Annotated in this window: 10 protein-coding genes; all 10 read left to right on the forward strand. The window is 66.7% G+C overall.

What is annotated here, in order from left to right; all coding sequences use genetic code 11:
- The first annotated feature begins 2 nt into the window (after positions 1 to 2).
- The 10 genes from G0D83_RS05205 to G0D83_RS05250 all read left to right on the forward strand — a co-directional run bounded on the left by G0D83_RS05205 (position 3) and on the right by G0D83_RS05250 (position 11500).
- On the forward strand, positions 3 to 1151 hold the full coding sequence (locus G0D83_RS05205; RefSeq protein WP_164190229.1) for an ABC transporter substrate-binding protein: 1149 nt from the start codon (positions 3 to 5) through the stop codon (positions 1149 to 1151).
- 66 nt (positions 1152 to 1217) lie between these two features.
- A complete protein-coding gene (locus tag G0D83_RS05210) occupies positions 1218 to 2090 on the forward strand; it encodes a branched-chain amino acid ABC transporter permease (protein ID WP_008887693.1) in 873 nt (290 codons plus the stop codon).
- The gene (locus G0D83_RS05215) at positions 2090 to 3046 is read left to right on the forward strand and encodes a branched-chain amino acid ABC transporter permease (protein ID WP_164190231.1); all 957 of its coding nucleotides are present in this window, start codon (positions 2090 to 2092) and stop codon (positions 3044 to 3046) included. The genes G0D83_RS05210 and G0D83_RS05215 overlap by 1 nt, the downstream gene beginning before the upstream one ends.
- The gene (locus tag G0D83_RS05220) at positions 3043 to 3828 is read left to right on the forward strand and encodes an ABC transporter ATP-binding protein (protein ID WP_164190233.1); all 786 of its coding nucleotides are present in this window, start codon (positions 3043 to 3045) and stop codon (positions 3826 to 3828) included. Before G0D83_RS05215 ends, G0D83_RS05220 begins: the two co-directional genes overlap by 4 nt.
- Positions 3815 to 4516, forward strand: coding sequence for an ABC transporter ATP-binding protein (locus G0D83_RS05225; protein ID WP_108970683.1), 702 nt, complete (start codon positions 3815 to 3817; stop codon positions 4514 to 4516). The genes G0D83_RS05220 and G0D83_RS05225 overlap by 14 nt, the downstream gene beginning before the upstream one ends.
- 3 nt (positions 4517 to 4519) lie before the next feature.
- On the forward strand, positions 4520 to 6451 hold the full coding sequence (locus G0D83_RS05230; RefSeq protein ID WP_164190235.1) for a 3-hydroxyacyl-CoA dehydrogenase NAD-binding domain-containing protein: 1932 nt from the start codon (positions 4520 to 4522) through the stop codon (positions 6449 to 6451).
- Between the two features lie 197 nt (positions 6452 to 6648).
- On the forward strand, positions 6649 to 7629 hold the full coding sequence (locus G0D83_RS05235; protein WP_164190238.1) for a LacI family DNA-binding transcriptional regulator: 981 nt from the start codon (positions 6649 to 6651) through the stop codon (positions 7627 to 7629).
- A 111-nt stretch (positions 7630 to 7740) separates the two neighbouring features.
- Positions 7741 to 8709: a TAXI family TRAP transporter solute-binding subunit gene (locus G0D83_RS05240; protein ID WP_164190240.1), complete on the forward strand. Its 969-nt coding sequence runs from the start codon at positions 7741 to 7743 to the stop codon at positions 8707 to 8709.
- 146 nt (positions 8710 to 8855) lie between these two features.
- Positions 8856 to 10712, forward strand: a complete 1857-nt coding sequence (locus tag G0D83_RS05245) for a TRAP transporter permease (RefSeq protein WP_370457164.1) — start codon at positions 8856 to 8858, stop codon at positions 10710 to 10712.
- Between the two features lie 23 nt (positions 10713 to 10735).
- A complete protein-coding gene (locus G0D83_RS05250) occupies positions 10736 to 11500 on the forward strand; it encodes an HpcH/HpaI aldolase/citrate lyase family protein (RefSeq protein WP_164190245.1) in 765 nt (254 codons plus the stop codon).
- Positions 11501 to 11626: the final 126 nt, after the last annotated feature.

The following is an 11626-nucleotide window of genomic DNA, read 5'->3' on the forward strand; positions in this document are numbered from 1 at the left end:
CCATGATGTCCAAGACCACCACCGCGCTTGCCACCTTCGCCGCTCTCGGCGTCCTCGCCGGCGCCGCGCAGGCCGAGATCCGTCTCGGCGTCAGCGTCTCGGCCACCGGCCCCGCGGCCTTCCTCGGCGACCCCGAGGCCAAGACCATCGAGATGCTGGTCGAGCAGCTGAACGAGGAAGGGGGGATTAATGGGGAGGAGATCGCCCTCACGCTCTACGACGACGGCGGCGATCCCAACAAGGCGCGCACCTTCGCGACCCGCCTCGTCGAGGATGACGAGGTCGTCGCGATCATCGGCGGGTCGACCACCGGCACCACCATGTCGATCCTGTCGGTGGCCGAGGACGAAGGCATTCCCTTCATCTCGCTGGCCGGCGCGATCTCGATCATCGACCCGGTGCGCGAGTATGTCTTCAAGACCCCGCACACCGACCGCATGGCCTGCGAGAAGATCTTCACCGACATGCAGGCGCAGGGCATCACCAAGATCGGCATGATCTCGGGCACCGACGGCTTCGGCGCGTCGATGCAGGCGCAGTGCAAGGAGGTCGCGGGCGAGCACGGCATCGAAATCCTCGCCGACGAAACCTACGGCCCGCAGGACGCCGACATGACTCCGCAGCTCACTCGCATCCGCAATACGGGCGGCGTGCAGGCGGTGCTGAACCCGGGCTTCGGCCAGGGCCCGGCGATTGTCACCCGCAACGTCGCGCAACTCGGCTTCGAGATCCCGCTCTACCAGAGCCACGGGGTTGCCTCTGACGCCTTCATCGAGCTTGCCGGGGCCGAGGCCGCCGAGGGGCTGCGCCTGCCGGGGACCGCGCTGCTGATCGCCGACAAGCTGGCCGAAGATGACGCGCAATACGAGGTGGTGACCACCTACACCGAGGCCTACAAGGCCAGGTACGACCAGGAGGTCTCGACCTTCGGCGGCTATGCGCATGATGCCTTTGCGCTGATCGTCGATGCCATCACCCGCGCCGGTGACAGCGAGGATCCGCAGGCGATCCGCGATGCGCTTGAGGCGACCGACGGCCTCGTTGGCACCACCGGCACCTACAGCTTCTCGCCCGAGGATCACCTCGGCCTCGATCTCAGCGCCTTCCGGATGCTGGAGATCATGGACGGCGACTGGCTGCCCGTCGAGTAACCCGCTTCGGCTCCGGGCCTCGCGCCCGGAGCCGCACCCCAATCCGCCAAAGCCTTGGGAGCCCCGATGGACGCCCTGCTGCAATTCCTGTTCTCCGGTCTGACCGTGGGCGCCGTCTACGCGCTCGTGGCGCTGGGATTCACCATCATCTACAACGCCTCCGACGTGGTGAACTTCGCCCAGGGCGAATTCGTCATGCTGGGCGGGATGATCACCGTCTTCGCCTTCGAGGCAGGGCTGCCGCTGCCGCTGGCGGCGCTGCTCGCGATCCTCGTGACCTCGGCCATCGGCGTGGCGCTCAACAAGCTGGCCATCGAGCCGGCGCGCGGCGCGCCCGTGGTCTCGCTCATCATCATCACCATCGGCGCGTCCATCGTGATCCGCGGCGCGACGCAGCTGGTCTTCGACAAGCAGCTGCACCGCTTCCCGTCCTTCTCTGGCGATGATCCGATCCACGTTCTGGGCGCGACGATCCTGCCGCAGAGCCTGTGGGTGATCGGCGGCGCGCTGGCGGTCTTCGTGGGTCTCTGGATCTTCTTCACCCGCACGCTGACCGGCAAGGCGGTGCTCGCCACCGCAAACAACCGCGTCGCGGCGCAGCTCGTCGGGATCAACACCGGCTGGGTGATGACGCTCTCGTTCGGGCTTTCGGCGGCCATCGGTGCCTTCGCGGGCGTGCTGGTCACCCCGATCACGCTGGTCGGCTACGACGTGGGCGTCGCGCTGGCGCTCAAGGGCTTTGCCGCCGCCATGCTGGGCGGGATGGGCAACCCCAAGGGCGCGCTGGTGGGCGGGCTGCTGCTCGGCTGTTTCGAGGCGCTGACTGCGGGCTATCTCAGTTCGCAGTACAAGGAGGCGGTGGCCTTCATCGTCATCCTCGGTGTGCTCTTCGTGATGCCGCAGGGCCTCTTCGGCAGCAAATCGACGGAGCGCGTGTGATGACCGGACGCAACAAATGGATTTCACTCGGCGTGCTGGCGCTGCTCATCGCGCTGCTGCCGCTGTTCTTCCCCTCGGGCTACTACTACCGCGTCGGTGCGCTGATCTTCGTAAACGCGCTGTCGGTGGTCGGGCTGGTGATCCTGATCGGCTATGCAGGGCAGATCAGCCTCGGGCACGCGGGCTTCGCCGGGATCGGCGCCTATGCCTGTGCACTGGCGCCCGAGCACCTCGGGCTGCATCCGGCGCTGGCACTGGTGCTGGGCGCGGTGGTCTCGGGCGTGATGGCGGCGCTGATCGGCAAGCCGATCCTGCGGCTCAAGGGCTACTACCTTGCGGTGGCGACGCTGGGCTTCGGTATCCTCGTGTCGATGGTGCTGACCAACGAGCGGGCGCTGACCGGGGGGCCGGACGGCATGAATGTCGCCGATCTGGGTCTGCGCGACCTGCTGCGCGACATGGGCTGGCGGCTTTCGGGCGGCGAGTTCTGGTACATGGTCTGCGGCGTGGTACTGCTTGTCGGGGCGTGGCTGGCGCTGAACCTCTTCGACAGCCCCTCGGGCCGCGCCATGCGGGCGCTGCACGGCTCGGAAGTGGCGGCCGCGACCGTCGGCGTCGACGTGCCGCGCCAGAAACTGCGCGCCTTCGTGATCTCGGCGGTCTACGCCTCGGTCGCGGGCTCGCTGCTGGCCCTGCAGAACGGCTACATCACGCCGGACGTGGCGGGCTTCATGCACTCGGTCGAGATGGTCACCATGGCGGTGCTCGGCGGCGTCGGCTCGGTGCTGGGCGCCACCTTCGGCGCGGCGATCCTGACACTGCTGCCGCAGGTGCTGACGGTATTTGCCGAATACGAGCAGCTGGTACTGGGCCTTGTCATGGTGCTGGTGATGATCTTCCTGCCGCAGGGGCTTCTGCCCTCGATCGCGCGGCGCCTGAAGGGGAGGGACGAATGAGCCTTCTGGACGTACAGGGCCTCGGCATCAGCTTCGGCGGGCTGAAGGCGGTCAACGACGTGAGCTTCAAGGTCGCGCCCGGCGAGATCGTCTCGGTCATCGGGCCGAACGGGGCGGGCAAGACGACGCTTTTCAACATGATCTCGGGCGTCTACCAGCCCGGGCGCGGCTCGGTCTCGCTGAACGGGATCGAGGTGACCGGGGTGGTCCCCAACCGGCTGGCCGAGATGGGCCTGTCGCGCACTTTCCAGAACCTGCAGATCTTCCAGGAGATGACGGTGCTCGACAACGTGCTGGCGGGGTACCACCTTTCAGAGCGCGGCTCGGTCTGGGCCGACCTGCTCTCGCTGCCCGGCATGAAGCGGCGTGCGGCCCAGGCGCGGGCAGGGGCGCGCAAGCTGCTGGAGCGGGTACGGCTCGACAAGGCCGCCGAGCAGATCGCCGGAAACCTCAGCTACGGCGCTTTGAAGCGGCTGGAGATCGCCCGCGCGCTGGCGCTGAACCCGAAGATCCTGCTGCTGGATGAACCGGCGGCAGGCTGCAACGCCGTCGAGACCGAGGAGATCGACCACCTCATCGCCGAGCTCGCGGCCTCGGGCATCGCCATTCTGCTGGTCGAGCACGACATGAAGCTGGTGATGCGGATCTCGAACCACATCGTGGTGCTGGACCACGGCGAGAAGATCGCCGAGGGCGACCCGGCCACCGTGTCGCGTGACCCGGCGGTGATCGCCGCCTATCTCGGCACCGAAGAGGAGGAGCCTGCCCATGCTGACGGTTGAGGGGCTGCGCTCGCGCTACGGGCGCATCGAGGTGTTGCACGGGCTCGACCTCGAGGTCAGCTCGGGCGAGATCGTGACCGTGGTGGGCGCCAACGGCGCCGGCAAGACCACGCTGCTGAAGTGCCTCTCGGGCACCCAGCCGGTGAGCGACGGCTCCATCGTCTTCCGCGGCGAGAGTTTCGCCTCGGTGCCCGCCCACAAGCGACTGAAGCGGGGGCTGGCGCAGTCGCCCGAGGGCCGGCAGATCTTCACCAATCTCACGGTCGAGGAGAACCTGCGCCTCGGCGCCTTCCTCTTCACCGACGAGCGGGTGGACCGCGACATGGCCGACGCCTTTGCCATGTTCCCGATCCTCAAGGAAAAGCGCAACCTCGCGGCGGGCGGGCTCTCGGGCGGGCAGCAGCAGATGCTGGCCATCGCCCGCGCACTGATGGGCCGGCCGCATTGCCTGCTGCTCGACGAGCCCTCGATGGGTCTGGCGCCGCTTCTGGTGGCGCAGATTTTCGAGGTGGTGAAATCTCTCAAGGAGCGCGACGTGACGGTGCTGCTGGTCGAGCAGAACGCCTATGGCGCGCTCAAGATCGCCGACCGCGGCTACGTGATGGAAACCGGGCGGATCACCATGACCGGTGCCGCGCCCGATCTCATCGCCGACCCGCGCATCCGTGAAGCCTATCTGGGACTCTGAACCATGACACTCCTGACTGTCCGCCGCGACGGCGAGATCGCCGTCGTCACCCTCGACAACCCGCCGGTGAACGCGATCTCCGAGGCCGTGCGCAAGGGGCTCTACGAGATGGTGGGCCACCTCGACGCCGACCCCGAGGTGAAGGCCGTGGTGCTGATCTGCGCCGGGCGGACCTTCCTCGCCGGGGCGGACGTGCGCGAGTTCGGCAAGCCGCCGGTCGAGCCGCATCTGCCCGACGTGGTGGACAGGATCGAGGCGGCGGAAAAGCCCTGGGTCGCGGCGATCCACGGCGCGGCGCTCGGCGGTGGGTTCGAGATCGCCATGGGCTGCCGGTTCCGTGTCGCCGTCGAAAGCGCCAAGGTGGGGCTGCCCGAAGTCACGCTCGGCGTCATACCCGGCGCTTCGGGCACGGTGCGTACACCTCGCCTAGCCGGCGTCGAGGCGGCGGTGGGTCTGGTGACGGGCGGGCGTCCGATGTCCGCCGGCAGGGCGCTGAAGGCGGGGCTCATCGACGCGGTGGTGAGCGATCTGGAAAGCGACGCGGTGGCCTTCGCCCGCAAGGCGTTGGGGGCGGACCTGCCGGTGCCGGCGTCAAAACGCCCGCTGGACCAGATGCCGGAAGAATTCTGGCAGGCGGCCCTCAAGTCCGCCTCCAAGGCCGGGCATCAAGCGCCGCTGCGCGCGCTGGACAGCCTACGCTTCGCCACCGAGAACGGCTTCGCCGAGGCCATGGCGCATGAGCGCGAGACCTTCCTGGACCTGCGCGGCTCGGAAGAGGCGGCGGCGCTGCGGCATGTCTTCTTCGCCGAGCGCGCCGCGCCGAAACCCGCCGCGCTCAAGGGCGTCGAGCCGCGCCCGTTCAGGACGGTCGGCGTCATTGGCGGCGGCACCATGGGCGCTGGCATCGCCGGGGCATGCCGCGAGGCGGGGATGGAGATCATCCTCATTGAGCGCGATGCCGAGGCAGTGGCGCGGGGTCTCGACAACGTGGGCAAGATTTTCGACGGCGCGGTCAAGCGCGGCAAGCTCACCGAAGAGGGCCGGGCCGAGCGGATGGCCGGCGTTCGCGGCAGCACCGACTATGCCGAGTTGGCGCAGGTCGATCTGGTGATCGAGGCGGTGTTCGAGGAGATCGGCGTAAAGCGCGCCGTCTTCGCCGAACTCGGCCGCGTCTGCCGGAGCGATGCGGTGCTGGCGACCAACACCTCGTACCTCGATCCGCGTGCCATCGCCGAGGGGCTGCCGAACCCCGAGCGCTTCATCGGGCTGCATTTTTTCAGCCCGGCCCACATCATGAAGCTGCTCGAGATCGTGCCGACGCCGGACACCGCGCCCGACGTGGTGGCCACCGGCTTCGCGCTCGGGCGGGCGCTGAACAAGGTGCCGGTGCGGGCGGGCATCTGCGAGGGCTTCATCGGCAATCGTGTTCTCAAGCGCTACCGTGCCGAGGCCGAGGCGCTGGTCATCCAGGGTGTGCCGATCGCCGAGATCGACGCGGCGATGCGGGACTACGGCTTCCGCATGGGGCCTTTCGAGGCGCAGGATCTGGGCGGTCTGGACATCGCCTTCCTGCAGCGTGAGGGCGCACGGGCGGCGGGGCAGGAGGTGCCCGAGACGCTGGGCGACATACTCGTGCGGGCCGGGCGCAAGGGCCAGAAGACGGCAGGCGGCTGGTACGACTACGCCGAGGGTGACCGGACACCGCAGCCCTCCGCCGCGGTGACGGAGCTGCTCTCCGGGTGGACCGTTGGATCGCTCGATCTCCCGCGTACCGAGATCGCCGAGCGGCTCGTCGGCGCAATGGCGGCGGAAGGCCAGGCGATCCTGCAAGAGGGCATCGCGCAGACCCCGCAGGACATCGACCTGGTCGAGGTACACGGCTACGGCTTTCCGCGCTGGAAGGGCGGGCCGATGTTCGCGACAGGTGCATCTTAGAGTATGCCCGGCGGTAGCGCGTCCTTGGCGCTCGCCGGCTTGACCGCATTGGGATTTCCGGGACTGCCTGCGCCGAAGCAGGACTCGGGCTGCGCCTCTTTTGTCTGTCGAAAGAAAGGGCCAGATCCGGGGAATAAGGAAGTCTGTCTAAAGTGAAACTTTTTCACTTATCGTGAAAATATGTTTATACCGCAGGCATGACAAAGATCACAGCAAAAGACGTCGCGACGGAAGCCGGCGTTTCCGTATCCGCCGTGTCGCGGGCATATCGGGGCAATGCCCCGATATCCGAGGACAAGCGCAAGGCAATCTTCGCGGTCGCCGCGCGACTGGGCTACGTCAGCAAGGTCGACCAGGTGCGCGCGACACAGGCGACCGACACGATCGCCATGGTGGTGAGCGAGATGCAAAATCCGTTCTACCCGATTGCCGTGGACGAGATGACGCGGCTCTTGCCCGAACGCGGGCTGAAAGCGATCGTGCATGTGGTCCCCTCGGCCGAGGATGTAGACACCGCCATTCGGCAGGTTCTCGACTTTCGGACCGAGGGCGTCATTCTGGCCAATTCGACCCTGACGTCTGGGCTCGCGCGGGCCTGCCGGCAAAATGGCATTCCAGCGGTGCTGCTGAATCGCGTCCAAACGGACAGTCGGATGATGGCGGTCTGCTGCGACAATTACGGCGGCGCGCAGCAGGTCGCGGAGCGTTTCCTGACGGGGGGCCGTCAGCGCATCGCCTTCATGGGAGGGCGGCGGGACACATCCACGCATCTCGAACGAATGCGCGGTTTCCGCGACCGACTGGAGGATGCAGGTCGCGTCTTCGCGCAGCAGTTGGACGGGGGGTTCGACTACCGTCGCGCCTATGCTGCGGCGCAGGAAATGCTGGCACGGCGACCGCTGCCAGATGCCGTCTTCTGTGCAAATGACATCATGGCCATCGCGGTGCTCGACGCTGCACGGATCGCCGGCGCTTCGGTCCCCGACGACCTGGCGGTGGTGGGGTTCGACGATATCCCGATGGCCGCATGGGAATCCTACCGTCTGACCACGGTGCGTCAACCGCTGCGCAGGATGCTCGACCAGGCCGTGGACATCATTCTCGCCTCAGATGGGTCCGAAGAGATTGGCGACATCCGAATCCTGCCCGGCGAGTTGCAGGTGCGCGAAAGCGGATAGTGAAATAATTTCATATTTTATGGCAAGAGTTGCATAGCGTTCCAGTTCTGTGGCTACTCCTTTCCCAGCACCCGTTCGTGGGTGACTCAGAATTCTTTGGGAGGAGAATCCATGAAATTCCGTTGCCTGGCGGCGACGGCGATCCTTTCGCTGTCCGCCCTCACCACCACGGCGCCTGCCTGGGCCGAAACTCGTCTTGCCTTCGGGGCAACCAATTCGCAAAGCGCGCATTACGCCTATTTCGCCTCGTTGTCGCAGATCGTGAACGCCAGCTTCCCTGACACCTATCAGGCCTCGGTGGTCGAGACAGGTGCGACGGTCGACAACCTCAAGCGGATGGCCCGCTCGCAGCTCGACATCGGCTTGATCACCACCTCGACGCTCTACCAGGCCTACAACGGTGTGAAGTCCTTTGAGGGGCGGCCGGTCGAGTCGAAACTTCTCTGGGCCTATTCTCTGGCGCCGCAGAATGTCGTGGTCCGCCGCGATTCCGGCATCACCGAGCTTGCCGGGCTCGACGGGCAGAAGTTCGGCCCGGGCATGCGCGGTTCCTCGACCGAGGCGACCTCGCAGGAGGTGTTCGACCTCTTGGGGATCACCCCGGATTGGGTCCGCGGCACCAATGGCGAACAGGCCAATGCCATCAAGGATGACCGTTCGGAGGGCTTCGTGAAAAGCGCGGTGGGCACCAGCTTCGACGCGCTCACAACCGATATCGCTGCCTTCACCCCGCTGCAGGTCCTGGGGATCGACGACGCACAAGAAGCCCAGATCCGCGAGTCGCTGCCGGAACTCTCGATCGTCGAGATGCCGGGCGGCAAGATGGAAAACTCCGGGCCCTACACGGCCTGGGGGTTCATGATCGGCGTCTCCGCTCGGCCCGACATGGACGAGCAAACCGCCTATGACATCACCAAGGCGGTGATGGAGAACATGGACGAGCAGGCCGCGGCCTTCCCGGCGGTCAAGGGGCTGAATCTGCCGGAGCTGACGCTCCAATACGCGACCAGCCCGCTGCACCCCGGCGCGATCCGCTACTACGAGGAAATCGGCCTGACCGTGCCCGAGCGCCTGAAGTAAGGGCTCGCCCGAGGCAACCATGTGTCCTGTGACCGGTGCAGCTCGAGGCTGCCCGGTCCCCCCCCTCATTCCGCGAAGGTGCCGCGATGACCGTTCCCTCCGACGCTCCCCCGTTCCCGACCAGGCTGCGACAGACGGCGATTGCCGTGCTTGCCGTTCTTCTCGGTGCGTTCGTCTTCTACACATCGTTCAACGGACCGTTTGAGTCTCTGGTCCAGAGGGCGCTCTTCGTCATGACGATCAGTGCGCTGGCCGTGCTGATGCATCCGCTCTTTGAGGGCAGCCGCTGGCGCCCGCTCGGAATGTTCATCGACGCCGCGATCGTCGCCGTGGTCACCGTCTCGGGGTGCTACATCATCGGCAACTACCAGGACATCATGACCGATCTTCCCTGGGCCACCAGCTGGGACAAGCTGATGGGGTTCGGCACCTTGCTCTGCGTCCTGGAACTGGCGCGGCGCACCTCCAACTGGGTGTTTCCGCTGATCGTGCTCATCTCGGTCGGGTATGCGTTCTTCGGTTATCTCATCCCCGGGCAGTTCGGGCACCGCGGTTTCGATACCGGCTATCTGACCGAGATCATCTTCCTGTCGGACCGCGGCCTGTGGGGCATGCTGGTCAACGTGGCGTCGACGACCCTGGCAGCCTTCGTGCTCTTCGGGGCGATCCTGCTTCACACCGGCGCGGGCGAGACCTTCTTCGACCTCTCCGCACGCCTCGGCGGCTCGCGGCCGGGCGGTGCGGCGAAAATCGCGACCTTTGCTTCGGGCTTCTTCGGCGCGATCAACGGATCGACCGTGGCCAATGTCGCGACCACCGGCAACTTCACCATCCCCCTGATGAAGCGCCTGAAATACCCGCCTGCCTATGCGGGTGCGGTCGAGGCGATCGCATCCACGGGCGGCCAGCTTGCGCCGCCGATCATGGGAACCGCCGCCTTCGTCATGGCCGAGCTCGTCGGGCTGAACTACTGGTCGATCGCCCTTGCGGGCGTGGTGCCGGCGCTGCTCTTCTACCTCGGCATCTACAGCACCGTGCACGTCATCGCGCTGCGCCAGGGGTTCCGGCCGGTCACCGACGACACGCTTCCGGACTGGCGCGGTGCCATGAGCTTCGCGCGGCTCGCGCCGATCGTCGCCGGGCTGCTCGGCCTGTCCTTCGGGGTGATCAACGGAAACTCGGTCGAGCTGACCGCCTGTTACGGGATGATTGCCATGCTGATCGCAGTGCTCGTGGCACGCATCAGCAAGGGCGAGGATCCGCGTGCCGTACTCGGCATCATCCTTCGCGCCTTGGAAGCTGGCGGCAAGGGCGTGGTCATCGTGGGCATCCTTCTGGTCGGCGCGCAGGTCTTTGTGGCGATGATCAACCTCACCGGATTCGGCGTCGCGGTGACCGCGGCGGTGCTGAGCGTCGGGCAGGGGCAGCTCTGGCTGATTGCCGGCCTGATGGCGGTGGTCTGCTTGATCGCGGGCATGGGGCTTCCGACCTCCGCCGCCTACGTGATGGTCGCCGCGGTGTTTGCGCCGGCGCTGATCCAGCAGGGGATCGACCCGCTGGTCGTGCACATGTTCGTCCTCTACTACGCGGCGCTGTCGGTGATCACCCCGCCGGTCTGCCTTGGCGTCTTCGTCGCCGCCACAATCGCGCAGGCGCCCTGGATGAAGGTCGCCGGCCAGACGCTGCGGCTCGGCGCCACCGCCTATGCCTTGCCGATGCTGTTCATCGCCTATCCCGGCATGCTGGGCGGCGGCGGGGCCGAAGGCATTGCCCGCGCCGTGATCTCGGGTGCCGTCTTCGTCCTGTCGACGGCGCATCTTCTGGGCGGGGCCCGGCTTCCCTGGGGTGCAGTGTCACGTCTGCTCTGGGTGCTGCCGGCGATCCTCGCGCTGATGTCGCCCTGGTGGGCCACGCTGGGTGGCGCACTGCTCTTTGGCGCGCTGGTCCTGAGCTCGCGCAAGATCACCCTGTCGCATGAGACCGGCGAACCGCAGCCCGCGTGACCATGGCAAAAGGAGTTCAGACGATGACGACCAATGCAGACTTCAGGGCACGCCTCACCGGGCGCGAGCCGCTTGTGGGTGCTTTCATCAAGACGCCGCATCCGATCATCATCGAGGTCATGGCGCGTGCGGGCTTCGACTTCCTCGTGGTCGACGCCGAACATGCGCCCTTTGATCGGGGCAGCACCGACACGATGGTGATGGCCGGCCGGGCTCTCGGATGTCCGATCGTCGTGCGCGTGCCAGTGGCGACACCCGATTGGGTGCTCAGCGTGCTCGACGCCGGGGCGGCGGGTGTGATGGTGCCGCATGTGGAAACCGTCCAGCAGGCGGAGGCGCTGGCGAAGTCGGTGGCCTACGGTCCGGGTGGGCGCGGTTTTGCCGGCACCACCCGCGCCGCGGAATATGCCGGGCGGCCGTTGGCCGAGCATCTCGGAAAGGCCCGGAACGAACTCGCCCTGATCTGCCAGATCGAGGATCCGGACGGCGTGGTCAATCACGCCGGCATTGCCGCGGTCGAGGGGGTGGATGCCCTGTTCATCGGTCGTGCGGACCTGGCGGTTTCGCACGGGCTCGACAATTTCTTTGCCCCGGAGGTCGCCGAGATGACCCGAAGGATCCTCGCGGTCGAGGGTGCCGCCACGGGGCTCTACTGCGCCCCCAGCGAAGATCTGGAGGGCCACCGAAACGCAGGCGGCTCGTTCTTTGTCGTGGGCTCCGAGCACACCCTCATCCAGGGCGGCGGCGCCGCGCTGACCAAGGCGTTCCGTCAGAGCTTCGAGCCCTGACCTTGCCGGCTCTTTTTCTCCCCAATCCATCCGACAGGAGCAATCCGCAATGACCATCGAATACCTCAAGCGCGGAAAATCCGATGATGACCGCCGGCAGGACGACGCCAAGACCCGGGCGATCGT

Origin of the sequence: Salipiger sp. PrR003, from assembly GCF_010500785.1 — a bacterium.
Classification (GTDB): domain Bacteria; phylum Pseudomonadota; class Alphaproteobacteria; order Rhodobacterales; family Rhodobacteraceae; genus Salipiger; species Salipiger pacificus_A.